Annotated in this window: 15 protein-coding genes; 11 read left to right on the top strand and 4 right to left on the bottom strand. The window is 62.0% G+C overall.

Annotated elements, in window-relative coordinates:
* Nucleotides 1-45: 45 nt before the first annotated feature.
* The 6 genes from RHM69_RS05700 (at nt 46) to RHM69_RS05675 (ending at nt 12,399) form a co-directional block, all read left to right on the top strand.
* Nucleotides 46-1,797: a type I secretion system permease/ATPase gene (locus tag RHM69_RS05700; RefSeq protein WP_014718406.1), complete on the top strand. Its 1,752-nt coding sequence runs from the start codon at nt 46-48 to the stop codon at nt 1,795-1,797.
* Nucleotides 1,794-3,107: an HlyD family type I secretion periplasmic adaptor subunit gene (locus RHM69_RS05695; RefSeq protein ID WP_200599183.1), complete on the top strand. Its 1,314-nt coding sequence runs from the start codon at nt 1,794-1,796 to the stop codon at nt 3,105-3,107. The genes RHM69_RS05700 and RHM69_RS05695 overlap by 4 nt, the downstream gene beginning before the upstream one ends.
* A 2-nt stretch (nt 3,108-3,109) precedes the next feature.
* Entirely contained in the window at nt 3,110-4,450 is a 1,341-nt protein-coding gene (locus RHM69_RS05690) for a TolC family outer membrane protein (RefSeq protein ID WP_200599182.1), read from the top strand.
* A 125-nt stretch (nt 4,451-4,575) separates the two neighbouring features.
* A complete protein-coding gene (locus RHM69_RS05685) occupies nt 4,576-7,533 on the top strand; it encodes an autotransporter serine protease (RefSeq protein WP_200599181.1) in 2,958 nt (985 codons plus the stop codon).
* 205 nt (nt 7,534-7,738) lie between these two features.
* Nucleotides 7,739-10,846, top strand: a complete 3,108-nt coding sequence (locus RHM69_RS05680; RefSeq protein WP_200599180.1) for an autotransporter outer membrane beta-barrel domain-containing protein — start codon at nt 7,739-7,741, stop codon at nt 10,844-10,846.
* A 128-nt stretch (nt 10,847-10,974) separates the two neighbouring features.
* Entirely contained in the window at nt 10,975-12,399 is a 1,425-nt protein-coding gene (locus tag RHM69_RS05675; protein ID WP_060767318.1) for a lipase, read from the top strand.
* Between the two features lie 121 nt (nt 12,400-12,520).
* Here the strand turns inward: RHM69_RS05675 and RHM69_RS05670 are convergent, their stop codons facing one another.
* Nucleotides 12,521-12,745, bottom strand: a complete 225-nt coding sequence (locus RHM69_RS05670) for a YgdI/YgdR family lipoprotein (protein WP_003191162.1) — start codon at nt 12,743-12,745, stop codon at nt 12,521-12,523.
* A gap of 189 nt (nt 12,746-12,934) precedes the next feature.
* Between RHM69_RS05670 and RHM69_RS05665 the strand changes: the two genes are divergently transcribed.
* Together RHM69_RS05665 and RHM69_RS05660 are read left to right on the top strand one after the other, a co-directional pair.
* Complete coding sequence (locus tag RHM69_RS05665; protein WP_200599179.1) at nt 12,935-14,581, top strand: VRR-NUC domain-containing protein; 1,647 nt, start codon at nt 12,935-12,937, stop codon at nt 14,579-14,581.
* On the top strand, nt 14,578-16,839 hold the full coding sequence (locus tag RHM69_RS05660) for an ATP-dependent DNA helicase (RefSeq protein WP_200599178.1): 2,262 nt from the start codon (nt 14,578-14,580) through the stop codon (nt 16,837-16,839). Before RHM69_RS05665 ends, RHM69_RS05660 begins: the two co-directional genes overlap by 4 nt.
* Before the next feature lie 31 nt (nt 16,840-16,870).
* Here the strand turns inward: RHM69_RS05660 and RHM69_RS05655 are convergent, their stop codons facing one another.
* Both RHM69_RS05655 and RHM69_RS05650 read right to left on the bottom strand, forming a co-directional pair.
* The gene (locus tag RHM69_RS05655; protein WP_014718413.1) at nt 16,871-17,821 is read right to left on the bottom strand and encodes an alpha-E domain-containing protein; all 951 of its coding nucleotides are present in this window, start codon (nt 17,819-17,821) and stop codon (nt 16,871-16,873) included.
* 2 nt (nt 17,822-17,823) lie between these two features.
* Nucleotides 17,824-19,233, bottom strand: coding sequence for a circularly permuted type 2 ATP-grasp protein (locus tag RHM69_RS05650; protein WP_014718414.1), 1,410 nt, complete (start codon nt 19,231-19,233; stop codon nt 17,824-17,826).
* A gap of 407 nt (nt 19,234-19,640) precedes the next feature.
* On the opposite strand from RHM69_RS05650, the gene RHM69_RS05645 reads away from it, so the two are divergent.
* From RHM69_RS05645 to RHM69_RS05635, 3 genes are all read left to right on the top strand, one after another.
* On the top strand, nt 19,641-20,186 hold the full coding sequence (locus RHM69_RS05645; protein WP_014718415.1) for a hypothetical protein: 546 nt from the start codon (nt 19,641-19,643) through the stop codon (nt 20,184-20,186).
* A gap of 85 nt (nt 20,187-20,271) precedes the next feature.
* The gene (locus RHM69_RS05640; RefSeq protein WP_072434553.1) at nt 20,272-20,484 is read left to right on the top strand and encodes a hypothetical protein; all 213 of its coding nucleotides are present in this window, start codon (nt 20,272-20,274) and stop codon (nt 20,482-20,484) included.
* An 11-nt stretch (nt 20,485-20,495) separates the two neighbouring features.
* Complete coding sequence (locus RHM69_RS05635; protein WP_014718417.1) at nt 20,496-20,630, top strand: hypothetical protein; 135 nt, start codon at nt 20,496-20,498, stop codon at nt 20,628-20,630.
* On the opposite strand, the gene RHM69_RS05630 is transcribed toward RHM69_RS05635, so the two are convergent.
* Nucleotides 20,621-20,968 (bottom strand): helix-turn-helix domain-containing protein, encoded by a 348-nt coding sequence (locus tag RHM69_RS05630; RefSeq protein ID WP_014718418.1) that lies wholly within the window; start codon nt 20,966-20,968, stop codon nt 20,621-20,623. The genes RHM69_RS05635 and RHM69_RS05630 overlap by 10 nt on opposite strands.
* Nucleotides 20,969-20,985 lie beyond the last annotated feature (17 nt).

The raw sequence follows: 20,985 nt of genomic DNA, 5'->3' as shown, positions 1-20,985 counted from the left end.
GGGGTGACCCTTTTGCGTAATTCGCTGCAAGGAAAAACAATTAATATGGCGAAGTCCCATGGGGTGGCGCCCTTATTCAGGGCGCTGGGTGAATACAAGAGTATTTTGATCAGCGTTGGCTGTTTCACGGCATTGATTAACCTATTAATGCTGGTGCCCTCGATTTACATGCTGCAAGTGTATGACCGTGTGTTGTCCTCCCAGAATGAAACCACCCTGGTGATGTTGACGCTGATGGTCGTGGGCTTCTTTGCGTTTATCGGCCTGCTGGAAGTGGTGCGCAGCTTTATCGTGATCCGCATTGGCAGCCAGTTGGAGCGACGTTTCAACTTGCGCGTGTACAAAGCCGCGTTCGAACGCAACCTGCAGCGCGGCCAAGGGCACGCCGGGCAATCCTTGGGCGACCTGACCGCTCTGCGCCAATTCATCACGGGGCCAGCGCTGTTCGCGTTTTTCGATGCGCCCTGGTTCCCGATCTACCTGTTCGTGATTTTCCTGTTCAATGTGTGGCTCGGCGTGCTGGCCACGGCCGGCGCGGTGCTGTTGATTGGCCTGGCGTGCCTTAACGAATACCTGACCAAAAAGCCATTGGGCGAGGCCAGCGGTTATTCGCAGCAGTCCACCCAACTGGCCACCAGCCATTTGCACAACGCCGAAACCATCCAGGCCATGGGCATGCTCGGTGCGCTGCGCCAACGCTGGTTTGGCGTGCATTCGCAGTTCCTGGGCTTGCAGAACCAGGCCAGCGACACCGGTTCGATCATCACCTCCTTAAGCAAATCCTTGCGCCTGTGCCTGCAATCCTTGGTGCTGGGCCTGGGCGCCTACCTGGTGATCAAGGGCGACATGACCGCCGGGATGATGATCGCAGGCTCCATCTTGATGGGCCGCGTACTCAGCCCCATCGACCAACTGATTGCAGTGTGGAAGCAATGGAGTTCGGCCAAGCTGGCCTATCAGCGCCTCGACGAACTGCTGCGCGAATTCCCGCCAGAGGTCGAGCACATGGCCTTGCCTGCGCCCAACGGCCAAGTCAGTTTCGAGCAGGTCAGCGCCGGCCCGCCGGGGCGGCGCATGGCGACCCTGCATCAGGTCAGCTTTAACCTGGCTGCCGGTGAAGTGCTGGGCGTGCTCGGCGCGTCCGGTTCCGGCAAGTCCACCCTGGCTCGCGTGCTGGTGGGCGTGTGGCCAACCCTGGCCGGTACCGTACGCCTGGACGGCGCGGATATTCACCGCTGGAACCGCGACGACCTCGGCCCGCATATCGGCTATTTGCCCCAGGACATCGAGCTGTTTAGTGGCAGCATCGCCGACAACATCGCGCGCTTTCGCGAGGCCGACCCGGAACTGGTGGTCAAGGCCGCGCAACAGGCCGGCGTGCATGAACTGATCCTGCGCCTGCCCCAAGGCTACGACACCGTGCTGGGCGACAACGGCGGTGGCTTGTCCGGCGGCCAGAAACAACGCGTGGCTCTGGCCCGCGCCCTGTACGGCGGGCCGCGCCTGATCGTGCTGGACGAACCCAACTCCAACCTCGACACCGTCGGCGAAGCCGCATTGGCCAGCGCCATCATGCAGATGAAAGCCCAGGGCAGCAGCGTGGTGCTGGTCACCCATCGTTCCTCGGCATTGGCCCAGGCCGATAAGTTGCTAGTGCTCGGCGAAGGCCAACTGCAAGCGTTCGGGCCCAGTCAGGAGGTGCTGCGGGCGTTGTCCGGGCAGCAGGAAGCGCCGAAAGAAAAAACCGGTGTCAGCTTCAGCCGTCACTACCAGGCCGGAAGGAATCCAGGCGCATGAGCAGCCTTACTGTTGAACCTCAAATCAAAGAACGCGATGCCGGCTTTTTCGTAAAAATGGGCTGGGTGATGACTATCGTCGGTGCCGGCGGGTTTTTCCTCTGGGCCAGCCTCGCACCGTTGGACCAAGGCATTCCGGTCCAAGGCACCGTGGTGGTGTCTGGCAAGCGCAAGGCGGTACAAACCTTCAGCCCCGGCGTGGTCAGCCGCATCCTGGTGAAAGAGGGCGAGTTGGTCAAGCAAGGCCAGCTGCTGTTTCGTCTCGACCAGACCCAGAACCAGGCCGATGTGCAATCGCTGCAAGCCCAGTACCGCATGGCCTGGGCCAGCGTGGCGCGCTGGCAGAGCGAGCGTGACAACCTCTCCAGCATCACCTTTCCTGCAGAACTGAGTGCCAACCCCGATCCGGCCTTGATGCTGGTGCTAGAAGGTCAGCGCCAACTGTTCAGCAGCCGTCGCGACGCGTTTGCCCGTGAACAAGCCGGGATCCGCGCCAGCATCGAGGGCGCCAACTCTCAGCTAAGTGGTATGCGCCGTGCCCGCAGTGACTTGACCGCCCAGGCCCAATCTCTGCGCGCGCAACTGAGCAACCTGCAACCCTTGGCCGACAACGGCTACATCCCGCGCAACCGCCTGATGGACTACCAGCGCCAGTTATCCCAGGTGCAGCAGGACCTGGCGCAAAACGCCGGTGAAAGCGGCCGGATAGAGCAGGGCATTGTTGAGTCGCGGCTCAAATTGCAGCAGCACAGCGAGGAATATCAAAAAGAGGTGCGCAGCCAATTGGCCGACGCGCAACTGCGCAGCCTGACCCTTGAACAGCAACTGACCTCCGCCGGCTTCAACCTGCAACACAGCGAGATCAACGCGCCGGCCGATGGCATCGCGGTCAACCTCAGCGTGCACACCGAAGGCGCCGTGGTGCGTGCCGGTGAAACCCTGTTGGAGATCGTGCCCCAGGGCACACGCCTGGAAGTGGAAGGGCACCTGCCGGTGCATTTGGTGGACAAGGTCGGCACACACTTGCCTGTCGACATCCTCTTCACCGCCTTCAACCAAAGCCGCACGCCACGGGTGCCGGGCGAAGTCAGCCTGATCTCCGCCGACCAGATGCTCGATGAAAAGACCGGTGCGCCGTACTACGTGCTGCGCACCAGCGTCAGCGAGGCGGCGATGGAAAAACTCAACGGCCTGGTGATCAAGCCCGGCATGCCCGCCGAGATGTTCGTGCGCACCGGCGAGCGTTCACTGCTCAACTATCTGTTCAAGCCGCTGCTGGACCGCGCCGGCTCTGCGTTGACTGAGGAATGAGCATGAAGCCAGTGTTCATTTCGCTGTTGCTGGTGTGTGGCAGTGCCCAGGCCGCGATGGGGCCCTTCGATGTGTACGAGCAGGCGCTGCGCAACGACCCGGTGTTCCTCGGCGCCATCAAGGAGCGCGACGCCGGCCTGGAAAACCGCACCATTGGCCGTGCCGGCTTGCTGCCGCGGCTGTCCTACAACTACAACAAGGGCCGCAACAATTCCGAAGCGCACCTGCCCGACGGGCGCGGCGGTAGTTACCGCGACGACCGTAACTACAACAGCTATGGCTCGACCTTCAGCCTGCAACAGCCGTTGTTCGACTACGAAGCCTATGCCAACTACCGCAAGGGCGTGGCCCAGGCGCTGTTCGCCGATGAAAGCTTTCGCGACAAGAGCCAGGCGTTGCTGGTGCGGGTGTTGAGCTATTACACCCAGGCGCTGTTTGCCCAGGACCAGATCGACATCGCCAGGGCCAAGAAGAAGGCGTTCGAACAACAGTTCCAGCAGAACCGGCATTTGTTCCAGCAAGGCGAGGGCACCCGCACCGATATCCTTGAAGCTGAGTCGCGCTACGAGTTGGCCACCGCCGAAGAGATCCAGGCCCTGGATGAGCAGGACGCCTCGCTCCGGGAGTTGGGCGCATTGATCGGTGTGCAAAGCGTCAACATCAACGACCTGGCACCGCTGAACCAGAGCTTTGCCGCGTTCACCCTGACCCCGGCCAACTACGACACCTGGCATGAGTTGGCGCTGACCAACAACCCTGTGCTGGCTTCGCAGCGCCAGTCCCTGGAAGTGGCGCGCTATGAAGTGGAACGCAACCGTGCCGGGCATTTGCCCAGAATCACCGCGTATGCCACCTCGCGCAAGCAGGAGTCCGACAGCGGCAACACCTATAACCAGCGCTACGACACCAACACCATCGGCGTCGAAGTGAGCATGCCGCTGTATGCCGGTGGCGGTATCTCGGCCTCCACCCGCCAGGCCAGCCGCGCGATGGAGCAGGCGGAGCACGAGTTGGAAGGCAAGACCCGGGAAACCCTGATCGAATTGCGTCGCCAGTTCAGTGCGTGCCTGTCGGGCGTGAGTAAGTTGCGCGCCTATCAGAAAGCGCTGGCATCCGCCGAGGCGCTGGTGGTGTCGACCAAGCAGAGCATTCTCGGCGGCGAGCGCGTCAACCTCGATGCCTTGAACGCCGAACAGCAGCTGTACAGCACCCGCCGCGACCTGGCCCAGGCGCGTTATGACTACTTGATGGCCTGGACCAAATTGCACTACTACGCGGGCAACTTGCGTGACACCGACTTGGCCAAAGTGGACGAAGCCTTCGGCCCGGATGGAAAACTGTAGGAGCGAGCTTGCTCGCGAAAAACGTCAACGATGACGTGGACATCCTGGCTACACGCGGTGCCAGTGAGTTCTTCGCGAGCAAGCTCGCTCCTACAGGGGGAATAACAATAAAAGGGAGTGTGCACATGATCACCGATTCACCACGTTTCAAACCCTTCACCGCAGGTTCCTTGCTCTTGCTGTCCGTTGCGGCACAGGCGCAATACACCGAGACCGGCCAACCGGGTAACCCCGCCAGTTGGCGCTCCGCCGAGTACCAGAGCGACTGGGGACTGGGCCGCATGAAGGCCGATGAAGCCTACGCCGCCGGGATCAGCGGCCAAGGCGTGAAAATCGGTGCGCTGGACTCAGGGTTCGATACCAATCACCCGGAAGCTTCCAAAGACCGTTTCCACCCGGTCACCGCCACGGGCACCTATGTCGATGGCAGCGCCTTCAGCACCACGGGCGCGCTCAACCCGAACAATGATTCCCACGGCACCCACGTCACCGGCACCATGGGCGCCGCCCGCGACGGCGTGGGTATGCATGGCGTTGCTTACAACGCGCAGGTCTATGTGGGCAACACCAACGCCAACGACAGCTTCCTGTTCGGCCCCACGCCAGACCCCAAATACTTCAAGACCGTGTACACCGCACTGGTGGATTCCGGCGTGCGCGCCATCAACAACAGCTGGGGCAGCCAGCCCAAGGACGTCAGCTACCAGACCTTGGACAATATGCACGCGGCGTACGCCCAGCATTACAACCGTGGCACCTGGCTGGACGCGGCCGCGGACGTGGCCAAGGCCGGTGTGATCAACGTGTTCAGCGCCGGCAACAGCGGCTATGCCAACGCCAGCGTGCGCTCGGCCTTGCCGTATTTCCAGCCGGAACTGGAAGGCCACTGGCTGGCCGTGTCCGGGTTGGATAAGGCCAATAACCAGAAATACAACAAATGCGGCGTCGCCAAGTACTGGTGTATTTCTACCCCCGGCGCGCTGATCAACAGCACCATTCCTGACGGGGGGTATGGGGTGAAGTCCGGCACCTCGATGTCAGCGCCCCATGCCACCGGCGCGTTGGCGCTGGTGATGGAACGTTATCCCTACATGACCAACGAGCAAGCCTTGCAGGTGCTGCTGACCACCGCCACGCAGCTCGACGGCTCGATCACCCAGGCGCCCAACGCCATTGTCGGCTGGGGCGTGCCTGACCTGGGCCGGGCGATGCACGGTCCTGGGCAACTGCTCGGGCCCATGGAGGTCAACCTGGCCGCCGGGCAGGGCGATGTGTGGAGCAACGGCATCTCCGACCAGGCGCTCATCCAGCGCCAGGCCGAGGACCGCGCCGAGCACACGGCCTGGCAGCAAACCCTGATCGACAAGGGTTGGCAAAACGGCGTGGGTGCCTCTGCCAGCCAGCAGGACCAGACTGATTACGCCATCGGCAGTGCCCGCGACCAAGCGGCGGCCCAGCGTGTGTACGAGGGCAGCCTGATCAAGGCCGGTGCCGGCAGTCTGGTGCTCAGCGGCGACAGCACCTATCGCGGTGCGACCCTGGTCAACGGCGGACTGTTGGCCGTCAATGGCTCGCTGACTTCGGCAGTGACGGTCAATGACAGCGGCACCCTCGGCGGTTCCGGGCGTATCGCCGCGTTGTCGGTAAACAACGGCGGCCGTGTGGCCCCGGGTAATTCCGTGGGCACCTTGCAAGTGGCAGGGGACGTAAACCTCGGCGCCGGCTCGACCTATGCCGTGGAGCTGACGCCCACCAGCAGTGACCGCATTGTCGCCGGTGGCCAGGCGATTCTTGGCGGCGGCACCGTCACACTGGCGCTGGAAAACAGCCCGACCTTGCTCAGCCAGAGCGAGGCCCAAAGCCTGATCGGCCGGCAGTACTCGATTCTCAAGGCGGCGGGCGGCATTCAGGGCCAGTTCGGGCAAGTGCTGCCCAACTACCTGTTCCTCGGTGGCACCCTCGACTACGCCGCCAATGCCGTGCAACTGAACGTGGGGCGCAACGACGCCAGCTTCGCCAGCGTCGGCGCGACCCGCAACCAGCGCAACGTCGCGGTGGCTGCTGAGCAATTGGGCGCCGGCAACCCGGTGTATGAAAGCCTGCTGCAGTCGCAATCGGTTGCCGTGGCCCAGCAGGGCTTGCAGCAACTGTCCGGGGAAATCTACCCGGCTGTGGGTGCGATGCTGATCAACGACAGCCTGCAACTGCGTAACGCCGTGGGCGAGCGCCTGCGCCATGTGCCAGTGGCCGGTGAAAGCAACCTGTGGTTCAAAGCACTGGGCGCCTGGGGCAAGACTGATAGCCGCACTGAAACGGCGGGGTCCACCACCTCCATCGGCGGCCTGTTGGCGGGTGTGGACGGCGCGCTGGATGAGCAGACCCGCGTGGGTGTGGTTGCCGGCTACAGCGACAGCTCCTTGAACATGGGCAGCGGTACCCATTCATCGGCGTCCATCGACAGCTACCACTTTGGCGCGTACGCCGGGCGCGAGCTGGGTGACTGGCGCCTGAGCGTCGGCGGTGCCTACAGCTGGCATCGCGGCGACGTGAAGCGCGACCTGCAATGGGGGGATGTCAGCGGCAAGCAAAAAACCAAGCTGGACGCGACCACGGCGCAGGTCTTCACCGAAGCCGCGTACCGCATCCGCCTGCAAGCGGTGGCCCTGGAGCCGTTCGCCAACCTGGCCTATGTGCATCTGAACAGCGAGTCCTTCCACGAAAAAGGTGATGCCGCTGCCCTGGAACGCGGCAGCGACCGGCGTGATGCGGTGCTCAGCACCCTCGGTGTGCGCGCCCTGAAAACCCTGGCCCTCAATGACCACCAGCAACTGGACCTGTCCGGTTCGTTGGGCTGGCAACACAGCCTGACGGCGGTGGAGTCAGAGGAACACCTGGCGTTTGTCGCCGGCGGGCCTTCATTTGCGGTGCGCAGTGCGCCATTGCTGCGCGACGCTGCCCTGGTGGGCGTGCAGGCCAGCCTGGCGTTGAATGCGTCGACGCGGGTCAACCTGGATTACAACGGCCAGCTGGGTGGGCGCGCGAAAACCCAGGGCGTGGGCTTGAGCCTGAACTGGCAGTTCTGAAGACACCGCGAACCTGATCGTTCCCACGCTCCGCTGATCGTTCCCACGCTCCGCGTGGTAACGCCTCTTGTGACGCTCCGCGTCACGCTTTGGGACGCAGAGCGTCCGGGGCCGCATTCCCACGCGGAGCGTGGGAATGATCAGCGGCGGTGTTCTGGAGAAAGTGATTTACACACGTGCAATAAGAAAACTAAGGAAGGTCACCGTGAAAAAAAGCAAGTCAGGGTTAACTACCGCCATCCACACAGGCCCGGGCTATCCGCTCAAGGCGCTGAGCTGCGTGCCATACGGCGCGTTACTGTGTTGCCTGGCAAGCCTGGGGACCGCCCAGGCTGCACCCTATGTGGAAAGCGGCAAACTGGGCGACGCCGCCAGCTGGCGCAGCAATGAGTTCAAGGCCGACTGGGGCCTGGGCGCCGTGCACGCCGACACCGCCTATGCGGCTGGCTATACCGGCAAGGGCGTCAAACTGGGGATCTTCGACCAGCCGGTGTACGCCCAGCACCCGGAGTTTGCCAGCCCCGACAAGGTGGTGACGATTGTCACCGAGGGCATTCGCCAATACACCGACCCGTATATCCCAGTGAAGGCCGGCGACGCGTTCCGCTACGACGGCACGCCGTCCAAGGACTCCAACGGCAAGCTGGGTAACCACGGCACCCATGTCGGCGGCATTGCGGCCGGTAACCGCGATGGCGGGCCGATGCACGGCGTGGCGTTCAACGCACAAATCCTCACCGCCGAAAACGGTGACCCGGGCCCGGAAGACGGGATCATCCTCGGCAACGACGGCGCCGTGTACAAGGCCGGCTGGGATGGGCTGGTCGCCAGTGGCGCGCGTATCATCAACAACAGCTGGGGCATCGGCATCGGTGATCAGTACGCCAAGGGCGGCCGCGATCCGGCGTTCCCCAATTTCACCGTCAACGAAGCCCAGGCGCAGTTCAATACCATCAGGCCGATCCTTGGCACCCTAGCAGGTGGCGCGTACCAAGGCGCCATCGACGCGGCCCGCAGCGGTGTGCTGACCATCTTTGCTGCAGGCAATGACTACAACCTCAACAACCCGGATGCGATTTCCGGCCTTGCGTATTTTGTGCCAGAGATCGCGCCTAACTGGCTGTCCGTCGCGGCCCTCCAGCAGAACTCGAATACGGCAAGCCCCGATCCGTATGTGATCAGTACTTTCTCCTCGCGTTGTGGCTATGCGGCGAGCTTTTGCGTGTCGGCACCCGGCACCAAGATCTACAGTTCGATCATCAACGGTACCGACCTGAGCAACCTCACCACCGACTGGGCCAACAAAAATGGTACCTCCATGGCCGCACCTCACGTGGCAGGCGCCGCAGCGGTGCTGATGGAGCGCTTCCAATACATGAGCGGCGACCAGATCTCCACCGTGCTCAAGACCACCGCCACCGACCTCGGCGCGCCGGGCATCGATTCGCTGTATGGCTGGGGCATGATCAACCTGGGCAAGGCGGTCAACGGCCCCGGGATGTTTATCACCGCTGAGGATATCCCGGCCGAGTTCCGTATCGACGGCGCCTACGGCAGCGGCCAGTTCGTCGCGGACCTGCCGGGTGTCGGCGCGGTGGTGGATGCCGGCAAACCCACCCAGCGTGTGTGCGATGACCTGCACTGCGGGCGGGATGTGTGGAGCAACGACATCTCGGGCCATGGCGGCCTGACCAAGCAAGGCATCGGTACCTTGGTGCTCACCGGCGCCAATACTTACAGCGGGCCGACGCTGGTCAACCAGGGCTTGCTGGCAATCAACGGTTCGGTCACCTCCGACGTTACCGTCAGCCAGAGCGGTGTGGTCGGTGGTTCGGGGCGTATCGGTTCGCTGAGCGCGAAAAGCGGCGGCACCGTGGCGCCGGGCAATTCCATCGGCACCTTGAACGTGGCGGGCAACGTCAACTTTGAACCGGGTTCGACCTACGCGGTAGAACTGTCGCCCACCAGCAGCGATCGCATCGTCGCCGGCGGCACGGCCACCCTCAACGGCGGCACCGTGACTCTTGCCCTGGAAAACAGCCCGACCTTGCTGAGCGCCACCCAGGCCCAAAGCCTGATCGGCCGTCAGTACAACATCCTGCAAGCGGCAGGCGGCGTCACCGGTAGCTTCGCGGCAGTGGTGCCCAATTACCTGTTTGTCGGCGGCACCTTGAACTACGCCGCCAACGGTGTGCAGCTGGATGTGGCACGCACCAACAGCTTCGCCAGCGTGGCGGCTACGCCGAACCAGCGCGCCGTGGCCGCCGCCGCCGAGCAATTGGGCGCAGGCAATGGCGTGTATGAAAGCTTGCTGCTGGCACCCACGGCCGCTTCGGCTCAAGGCGCGTTCCAGCAACTGAGCGGGGAGGTTTACCCGGCGCTGGAAACCGCACTGGTCAATGACAGCCGCTACGTACGCGAAGCGGTGGGCGAACGCCTGCGCAATGGCGAGATGGGCGCTACCAGCCAAGCCATCGACAGCCGTGGCAACGTGTGGGTCAAGGCACTGGGTGCATGGGGCAAGACCGACAGCCGCAACGACACGGCGGGCTACACCACCTCTATCGGCGGCATGCTCGCCGGTGTGGACGGCGCCCTCGATGAGGCCACACGCATCGGCCTGGTGGCCGGCTACAGCGACACGTCGCTGAACATGGGCAGCGGCACCCACAGCCGCGCCTCGGTCGACAGCTATCATTTCGGCGCCTATGCCGGGCATGAAATCGGCGCCTGGCGCCTGAGTGGCGGCGCGACCTACAGCTGGCACCGCGCCGATGTCAAACGCGACCTGCAATACGGCGACGTCAGCGGCAAGCAAAAAGCCAAGGTCGATGCCCACAGCACTCAGGTGTTCACCGAAGCTGCGTACCGCATCAACCTGCAACCGCTGGCCCTGGAGCCGTTCGCCAATCTGGCCTACGTGCACCTGGACACTGACAGCTTCAAAGAGAAGGGCGACGCCGCCGCGCTGAGAAGTGGCGACGACAGCCGTGACCTGGTGCTCAGCACCCTGGGTATGCGTGCCTTGAAGACCTTCAATATCAACGACCATCAGCAACTGGAAGTCTCCGGCACCCTGGGCTGGCAGCACAACCTGAGCAGCACCGATTCGGAGCAGCACCTGGCGTTTGCCTCGGGCGGCCCGTCGTTCACGGTGGAAAGTGCGCCAATGGTGCGCGATGCCGCGTTGGTCGGAGCACGGGTCAGCCTGGCATTGAGCAAGGATGCGCGGGTGAACTTCGATTACAACGGCTTGCTGGCCAGCAAGGAGAAGGTGCACGGCGTCGGCTTGAGCCTGGACTGGGCGTTCTAAAGGCCAGATGCAGTGGGTTGTGGCGAGGGAGCAAGCTCCCTCGCCACACAAGCTCGCTCCTACAGGTGGTAACGGATAACAGGTGTTTTGGCTTTCTCTACAAATCCAACAACAGAGAGGCACTACCAATGGGTATCTTTGACTATAAAAACCTCGGTACCGAGGACTCCAAGGCGTTGTTCGCCGATGCCATGGCGATCACGCTGTATTCCTACCACAACCTGGATAACGGCTTTGCCGTCGGTTACCAGAACAACGGCCTCGGGCTGGGCTTGCCTGCCACCCTGGTCAGCGCGCTGATTGGCGGCAGCAATGCCCAAGGGGTCATCCCCGGCATCCCCTGGAACCCCGACTCGGAAAAAGCCGCCCTGGAGGCGGTGCAAGCAGCCGGCTGGAAGCCTATCAGCGCCAGTACCCTGGGCTACAGCGGCAAGGTTGATGAACGCGGCACCTTCTTTGGCGAAAAATTCGGCTACGGCACGGCGCAGGCCGAGGTGCTGGGCAAGTACGATGACGCGGGCAAGCTGCTGGAGCTCGGCATCAGTTTTCGCGGCACTTCGGGGCCTCGGGAAAGTGTGATCACCGACTCCATCGGCGATGTGATCAGCGACCTGCTCGCCGCCTTCGGGCCCAAGGATTATGCCAAGAACTACGCGGGGGAAGCCTTCGGCGGCTTGCTCAAAAACGTGGCGGACTACGCCAGTGCCCAGGGCCTGGGCGGCAACGACGTAGTGGTCAGCGGCCACAGCCTTGGGGGCCTCGCGGTCAACAGCATGGCCGACTTGAGCGACAACAGCTGGTCGGGGTTCTATAAGGACTCCAACTACGTGGCCTACGCGTCGCCGACCCAGAGCGCCGGCGACAAGGTGCTTAACGTCGGCTATGAAAACGACCCGGTGTTCCGCGCCCTGGATGGCTCGTCATTCAACCTGTCGTCCCTGGGCGTGCACGACAAGCCCCACGAGTCGAGCACCGACAACATCGTCAGCTTCAACGACCACTACGCTTCATCCCTGTGGAACCTGCTGCCATTTTCCATTCTCAACCTGCCCACCTGGGTCTCGCACTTGCCCACCGGTTACGGCGACGGCATGACCCGCATCCTCGACTCGGGCTTCTACGAACAGATGACCCGCGACTCGACGGTGATCGTCGCCAACCTGTCCGATCCGGCACGGGCCACCACCTGGGTGCAAGACCTCAACCGCAATGCCGAGGCGCACAAGGGCAATACCTTCATCATTGGCAGTGACGGCGACGACTTGATCAAAGGCGGCAGGGGCGCGGACTTTATCGAAGGTGGCAAGGGCAATGACACCATCCGTGACAGCAGCGGGCATAACACGTTTTTGTTTAGCGGGCAGTTTGGCAATGACCGGGTGATTGGCTACCAGACGACGGACAAGCTGGTGTTCAACGACGTGGCGGGCAGCACCGATTACCGCGATCACGTCAAGGTGGTGGGCGCGGATACCGTCATTAGCTTTGGTACGGATTCGGTGACGCTGGTGGGTGTGAGCAGTCTGTCGGGGGAGGGGATAGTCATCAGCTAACGTATTCGGTGTGGGAGCTTGCTTGCCTGCGATGGCGGCGGTCGAGACAGCCATGCGGTGACTGACAAATCGCTATCGCAGGCAAGCCAGCTCCCACATTTGATGGGGTGTTGCTAGAAGATCACTTTTCCTTACGCACCGTGGCCACATCATCGGCCTTGATACGAATACGCTTGCCGGCAATATCGGTGAACTCGTAGAAGCCGTCGGCGGTCTTGGCGTTGGGCGTGTCCTTGGTCAAATACTGCGTGCCGTTCTGCAAGGTCACCACGGTTTGCGTGGAGCAACCGGCCAATACCAGAAAAGTGAGTGCAACCAGTGGCAGCCCCAAATTCTTCATGTTCATAACCCTTACCTTTAACCCTGAAAAGTCCCGCAGCGTCTGGCTGCGCGGCCATAAATATTACTTGATCAACCCCCTCATCAGATTGTTTTTTTGCAAAAAGTTGCAGGCGCCATTTATCTATTACTGATTGCAACAACCGCTTTGCCCCGGCACTCTGTATGCATAACCAGTATTTGATTGCTCTGCGCCATGGCCAACCCCCTCGAAGATCCCTTGTATTACCTGCATAACTTCCGCCAAGTGCTGGTTTGGTTGGGGCAGCGCTATGCCGATTTGCTCGATGCGCACGAACAGCATTTCATTCAGCAATTTGACAGGTTGCCTCTGGCGTCCCAGGCGTTGTTGGTGCGGATGGTGATGCGCAAGGGCGTGCATTTTCGCGCCACCAAGCTCCATTACCTGGAAATCGGTTGCCCTCATGCGGCGGCGGGGCCACTGCGTGAGTTGGGGTGGGTGGAGGATCAAAGCCCGCTGCCGTTTGCCACCCTGTTCGCCCTGCTGCAAAAAAGTGAATTGCTCGGCGCCTTCAGGCCCTGGATCGACCAACCCAAGGGCAACAAGGCCGACTGGCTTGAACCCTTGGCGGCGCAATTTACCGAACCGCGCAGCTTTACCCAGTGGTGTCCCGACGTGGGCGATGTGCTGTATAGCCTGACAGTGATGGAGTTGTGTGATCGCCTGCGCCTGATGTTCTTCGGCAACCTGCACCAGGACTGGTCGGAATTCGTGTTGGCAGATCTGGGCATCTATACCTATGAAAAAGTCGAGTTCTGCGCCGAGTCTCGTGGTTTACGCAGCCGTGACGACGTGCATGGGTTTTTATTCCTGCACCAGTGTCAGCAAGCCTTTGAAACCGGTGAGGCACTGGATACGGTGTTGGCGCAGGTCGCCACGTTGTGTACCGACAACCCGTGGCTGGAAAAGCGTCGTGCCAAGCTGCTGTTCCAGATCGGCCAGTATTGCGAACGGTGCGCCGAGCTGGCACTGGCCGAACAGATCTACCGCAATTGCACTCATCCCGGCGCGCGAGCGCGGCTGATCCGCGTACTGGAACGTCAGGAGGATTACGCCCAAGCCATGGCCCTGGCGACCGAGGCGCAACAGGCCCCACACAGCGCAGCGGAACACCAACACCTGCTTCGCGTAGTGCCGCGTCTGCGGCGCAAACTCGGCGGGCCGGCGCTGCCCAGGGCCAAGCCCCAAGCGGTGGCACGCCTGGACCTTTCGCTGGTGCAGGAACCGCTGCTGTCGGTGGAATCCTGCGTGCTGGCGCACCTGAGCGAACCGGATGCACCGGTGCATTACGTCGAGAATGGCCTGATCAATTCGCTGTTTGGCTTGCTGTGCTGGGAGGCGATTTTTGCGCCGTTGCCGGGGGCGTTCTTCCACCCGTTCCAGCGCGGGCCGGCGGACCTGCACAGCGAGGACTTTTATCAACGCCGAGAAGCTTTGTTTGCCGCGTGCTTTGCGCAATTGAAGGACGGTCGCTACAAGGCAAGCATCCGCCAACGCTACGTGGATAAATGGGGCATCCAGTCGCCCTTTGTGTTCTGGAACCTGCTCAGTGAAGACCTGCTGGAGCAAGCCCTGGCCTGCCTGCCCGCCGAGCATTTGCGCCATTGGTTCACGCGCCTGTTGCAGGATATCCGTGCCAACCGGGCCGGGATGCCGGACCTCATCCAGTTCTGGCCGGCGCAAAACACCTATCGCATGATCGAGGTCAAGGGGCCCGGCGACCGCCTGCAAGACAACCAGTTGCGTTGGCTGGCGTTCTGCGGCGAGTACCAGATGCCGGTCACCGTCTGCTACGTGCGTTGGGCGGAGCAACCCGCTTGAGTTACAGCGTGGCCGTGCGGGCGCTGTGTGAGTTCACGGCCAAGGTCGGTGACCTCGACCTGCGCTTTACGCCGTCGCCCAGCGCCCAGGAAGGCATCGTCGGCCATCGCACGGTGGCATCCCGGCGCAGCGCGCACTATCAGCACGAGGTCACCCTGGAGGGCGATTACCAGCAGCTCAAGGTGCGGGGCAGGGCGGACGGCTACGACCCGGACGCCAACCGCCTGGAAGAAGTCAAAACCTACCGTGGCGACCTCGCTGCCCAGCCCGCCAACCATCGGCAACTGCACTGGGCCCAGGTCAAGGTGTATGGCTGGCTGATGTGCCAGAAACTCGGGCTCGATCATATCGACCTGGCGCTGGTGTACTTCGACATCGTCGGCGAAGGCGAAACCGTGCTGAACCAGCGGTTCGATGCACCCGACCTTGAGCAGTTCTTCAATCAGCAATGCGCGCTGTTCCTGGACTGGGCCCGGCAGGAGATGCAGCACCGTGCGGCACGCAACGCTGGCGCGCAGAGCCTGGCGTTTCCCCATGTCGACTTCCGTACCGGGCAGCGCGACTTGGCCGAGTCGGTCTACAAAGCGGTGACTACGGGCCGGTGCCTGATGGCCCAGGCGCCCACGGGTATTGGCAAGACCATCGGCACCATCTTCCCGCTGCTCAAGGCCCTGGCGCCGCAGCAACTGGACAAGCTGTTCTTCCTCACCGCCAAGACGCCCGGGCGCAAGCTGGCGCTGGATGCCGCCCAGGTGCTGTACGACAGCAGCCCCGAGCTGTCACTGCGTGTGCTTGAACTGGTGGCCCGGGACAAGGCGTGCGAACACTTGGACAAAGCCTGCCACGGTGATTCCTGCCCATTGGCCAAGGGCTTTTACGACCGCCTGCCTGCCGCCCGCCAGGCCGCGTCCAAGGTGCGCCTGCTCGATCAACAAAGCCTGCGCAACGTGGCGCTGGCCCATCAGGTATGCCCGTACTACCTGAGCCAGGAAATGGCGCGCTGGAGCGACCTGATCGTCGCCGACTACAACTATTACTTCGACTTTGGCGCCATGCTGTTCGGCCTGGCCCAGTTCAACCAGTGGCGTGTCGCGGTGCTGGTGGACGAGGCGCACAACCTGGTCGAACGCGCGCGCTCGATGTACAGCGCCAGCCTGGACCAGTACAGCCTCAAGACCTTGCGCGATAACGCGCCCGAGCCCCTGAACAAACCCTTGCAGCGCTTGAACCGTGAGTGGAATGCCTTGCACAAGGACCAACTCGCACCGTATCAGGCGTACGCCGCCAAACCTGACAAACTGCTCCAGGCCCTGAGCCTGTGCACCAGCGCCATGGGCGACTACTTCAACGACCACCCCGAAGCCCTCAGCGGTGACCTGCAAGCCTTCTACTTCGACGCGCTGCAATGGGCCAAAGTGGCCGAGCTGTTCAATGAGCACTTTATCTTCGATATCACCAAGCGCTCGTTCAGCGGCAAGCGCAATAGCTCGACTCTGTGCCTGCGCAACGTGGTGCCGGCCGAGTTCATCCGGCCCAGGCTGACCGCCGCGCGCAGCAGTGTGCTGTTTTCCGCGACCTTGAGCCCGCGCCATTATTACGCGGACTTGCTGGGCCTGCCGGCGGATACCGCCTGGGTTGATGTGGCATCACCGTTCAAGGCCGAGCAATTGCAGGTCAGCATCGTTGACCGCATCTCTACGCGGTTTGTGCATCGCCAGGCGTCGCTGGAACCTATCGTGGAACTGCTCGCGCGGCAATTCGCTGCGCAACCGGGTAACTACCTGGCGTTTTTCTCAAGCTTCGATTACCTGCAACAGGTGGCCCAGTTAATGGCCGAACGGCACCCGCAGATTGCGTTGTGGTTGCAGGCGCGGGGCATGGCCGAGGCCGAGCGCCAAGCCTTTTTGGAGCAGTTCACCCACCACAGCCAGGGCATTGGCTTTGCGGTGCTGGGCGGTGCGTTTGGCGAAGGTATCGACCTGCCCGGAGCGCGCCTGATCGGGGCGTTTATCGCCACCCTGGGTTTGCCGCAGCTCAACCCGGTGAATGAGCAGATCAAGGCACGTATGGGCGCTGTTTTCGGCGCGGGGTATGACTACACCTACCTGTATCCCGGTATTCAGAAAGTTGTGCAGGCGGCGGGGAGGGTGATCCGCAGCCAGCAGGATCGCGGGGTGGTGATGCTGATCGATGACCGCTTTGGCGAATCGCGGGTGCAGCAGTTGTTGCCGCGTTGGTGGGCGATCAAGCCCCTGTAGGAGCGAGCAAGCTCGCTCCTACAGGTTTGGGCTACACCACTTCCAGGTAGGAGCTCTGTATCTCCCGGGCCAACTCACGCACGGTGTCGATGAATTCTGTCAGCCGAGTGTGCAGCCCATCTTCCAGAATCTCATCAATCCCCGTGTACCGCAGCCGCGCCTCGAACTCCGCCGCCAGGCGTTGCGCCGTGCGCCCGTAACTGCCGGGCAGGTCGGCCAGGATATGGCTCAACTCCTCGATGCAGGCATGCAGCGAACGCGGCACATCGCTGCGCAACAGCAGCAACTCTGACACCGAGCGTGCATTCAAGGCATTCGGATACAGCTCGGTATAGGCCTCGAACGACGACAACGCGCGCAGCAGGGCGCTCCACTGGTAATAACCGCGTGCCGATACGTCGCTGACTTCTTCCGACTCCTCGCCGAACATCTCATAGCGCGCATCCAGCAGGCGCAAGGTGTTGTCAGCACGTTCGACAAAGGTGCCCAGGCGAATGAAGCGGTACGCGTCATTGCGCATGATGGTGCCCGAGGTTGCGCCCCGAAACAGGTGCGAGCGTTGCTTGACCCAATCACAGAAGTGGCTGATGCCATGCCGTGCCAGGCCACCGGCGGCGATGCTGCGCATTTCCAGCCAGGTGGCGTTGAGGTTTTCCCACATGTCGGCGGTGATGCGCCCGCGTACCGCATGGGCATTGCCTCGGGCGGCACGCAGGCAGTTGTAGATGCTCGCGGGGTTTTGCGCGTCGAGCGCAAAGAAGTGCAACATGCGTTCGGCATCCAGGGTCTGGTGCCGCTCCAGGTAGCTGTCCAGGGTGCCGCTGCTGAGCAACGACATCGCCAGTTCATCCAGGCCATCGCTGCGCCCGGCCTGGGGCATCAAGGACAACGAATAACTGACTTCCAGCATGCGTGCCAGGTTCTCGGCGCGCTCCAGGTAACGCGACATCCAATACAGATCTGCAGCTGTTCTACTCAGCATACTCAGCCCTCCACCACCCAGGTGTCCTTGGTTCCACCGCCTTGCGACGAGTTGACGACCAGCGAGCCTTCCTTCAGCGCCACGCGGGTCAAGCCACCGGGCACCAGGCGGGTTTCCTTGCCCGAGAGCACGAAGGGTCGCAAGTCGATGTGCCGGGGCGCGATGCCGTTTTCGACAAAGGTCGGGCAGGTGGACAGGCTCAAGGTGGGTTGGGCGATATAGGCATGGGGGCGGGCCTTGATGCGCTGGCGGAAGTCTTCGATCTCGGCGGCCGTCGACGCCGGGCCCACCAGCATGCCGTAGCCGCCGGAGCCCTGGGTTTCCTTGACCACCAACTGCTCCAGGTTGGCCAGCACATGGGACAGCTCATCGGGCTTGCGGCATTGGAAGGTCGGCACGTTCTGCAGGACCGGTTCCTCGTCCAGGTAGAAGCGGATCATCGCGGGTACGTAGGGGTAGATCGACTTGTCGTCAGCCACCCCGGTGCCGATGGCATTGGCCAGCACCACATTGCCGGCGCAGTAAGCCGCCACCAGCCCCGGCACGCCGAGCATCGACTCGGGATTGAACGCCTGGGGGTCGAGGAAAGCGTCGTCGATGCGTCGGTAGATCACGTCCACGGCCTTGGGGCCGTCGGTGGTGCGCATGAACACCTTGAGGTCCTGCACGAACAGGTCGGCGCCTTCCACCAGCTCCACGCCCATTTCCCGGGCAAGGAACGCGTGTTCGAAGAAAGCGCTGTTGAAGCGCCCAGGGGTCAACACCACCACATTCGGGTTATCGAGGCGGCTGGCGCTCTTGAGGGTCTTGAGCAAGAGGTTGGGGTAGTGGTCCACCGGGGCAATGCGCTGCTTGGCGAACACTTCCGGGAACAGGCGCATCATCATCTTGCGGTCTTCGAGCATGTAGCTCACGCCGCTGGGGGTGCGCAGGTTGTCTTCCAGCACGTAGTAGGTACCGTCGCCGTCGCGCACCAGGTCGACGCCCGAGATGTGCGAATAGATGCCGCGGTGCAGGTCGAGACCGACCATGGCTTTCTGATAGCCCTCATTGCCCAGGACCTGATCGGCGGGAATGATCCCGGCCTTGATAATGCGCTGGTCGTGGTAGATGTCGGCCAAAAACAGGTTCAGCGCGTTGACCCGTTGGATACAGCCGCGTTCGATCAGGCTCCACTCACTGGCGGGGATGCTGCGGGGAATGATGTCGAAGGGGATCAGGCGTTCGGTGTCTTGCTCGTCGCCATACAGGGTGAAGGTGATCCCGGCGCGATGGAACAGTAAATCCGCTTCACGGCGACGCTGGGCCAGCAGTTCCGGCGGCGTGTGGGCCAGCCAGCGAGAGAAGTCCTGATAATGCGCACGGCATACGCCGTTTGCGTCATTCATTTCATCAAAGAAAGATCGAGCCATTCCAGTACCTTGTCAGTGCCCAGTGTGGCTTTGGGTGGCACTGCCGCTTAAAAAAACGCATGTTTTTATGAGCCCGTGGCTGAAGGTGCCAACAGACCTGGTCCTTACTTTCTTATGGGGGCGGCTCTGGGTCGGGGGGTAACGCATGCTCCTGTTTTCGGGATGGTGAATGGATAAAGCAATGCCTGTGCCGGAATGCCGTTAATCCCCTGTAGGAGCGAGCTTGCTCGCGAAAAACTCACCGGCACCGCGTTTAATCAGGCAGCCCGCGTTAGCGTTGACGTATTTCGCGAGCTAACTCGCCCCTACAGAGGGCGGCGGTCGCCCTGAATTGGTGCGCGAACCTACTTGAACTTCACAAGGCCCCGATTCTTCTAAGGAGTTTCGTCACCTTGTGGAGCACCGTCGTGTCCAGAATCATCTCCCCCCACACTCCGGAAGCGGCCCTGAACGACCACAGCGAACACAACGCAAAGATATTCGGCTCGCCCAAGGACCGCCTCGACTTTTACCGGCGCGAGATCCAGTACGAAACCAGCATCCTGGCCAACCGCACCGACGCCTACCTGACCGCGCAATCCTTCCTGGTGATTGCCTTTGTCTCCGGCATGGGCAACCTCAACCCGGAATGGGGCAAGCTGTTCACGCTGGTGGTGCCGATCTTCCTGGTTTCGCTGGGTATTCTCAGTTCGCTGAATGCCTGGCCCGGTATCCGTGCGGCGTATGAAATCATCGACCACTGGCACTACAAGCAAAGCGAATTGCTGCGCAGCGAGCCAGTGATGGGCATGGCCTACGATGAGTCGCCCCTGTTTTCCGAAGTGGAGTCGAGCCACAAGGGCTATCGCAAGTCGTTGTTGTTTTCCATGCGTGCGCCGTGGTTGTTCATGGTGTTCTGGCTGGTGTTGGGCATCTATGCGTTCTATATCCAGGTGGACAATCCACTGCGCTGACCACGCGAACGGAACTTCAGCCGTGGCCGTGACGCCTTAGCTCTATGCGGTTCAGATTTTTCACCGGCCTGCAAAGAGGTGCCTCATGACCCAGCCTAAAGATCCCCAGACCCACAATCGCAACGACCCCGCCATCGACGGCGGCGAGCCTGCCCCTGGCACCGCCGCCGATGCGCCCAAGGATCCAACGCCTGCGAGCGACCCAAAGGCCAAGGAAAACGACTACAGTCCAGACTTCAAGCCCGAGCGCGAGCACAAGCCTGAAACCGATGCCGATATCGATACCCAAGGCGGTTAGAGGAGACGCACATGTCAAAAGAACTGGACGATGAACTCAACGATCCCGGCAATGAAGACCCGGGTTCGTTGATGGACGATGCCGAGGTGCCGCTGAACGACCTGGATGAAGCGGCGGACGTTGGCAACACTGAAAATCAGGACTGATCCGGCGGCGGGCCAGAGGGATTGCTGAGCTTGAAGTAGACGTCTTCCTCGGCCCCGCCGTCCAGCGACACCTCCTGGCCCACCACGCGGTTATCGATCAGCGTCTGCGCCTGATCGCGGCTGATATTGACCACCGTGCTGCGCTTGCCAGTGATCACATACACCACATCCACCCCATGCTCGGCCAGAGCTGCCAGGTAGTTGGCATGGGGCAGGTCTTCGCCCAGTTCATATTGACGTTGCTCGCGTGTGGTCACGCCGCCTGCCTGCGCCAGGTATTGCTGCGAATATCCCAGGCGTTGGCGTTCCTCAAGCAATCGTTGGGCGATCTTTTTCATTAGCTGACTCGCAGTGT

It is taken from the genome of Pseudomonas sp. CCI1.1, assembly GCF_034348165.1.
In the GTDB taxonomy this organism is placed as follows: domain Bacteria; phylum Pseudomonadota; class Gammaproteobacteria; order Pseudomonadales; family Pseudomonadaceae; genus Aquipseudomonas; species Aquipseudomonas paracarnis.
The sequence above is the reverse complement of the archived record's forward strand: the minus strand, read 5'-3'. Positions and strand labels throughout refer to the sequence as shown.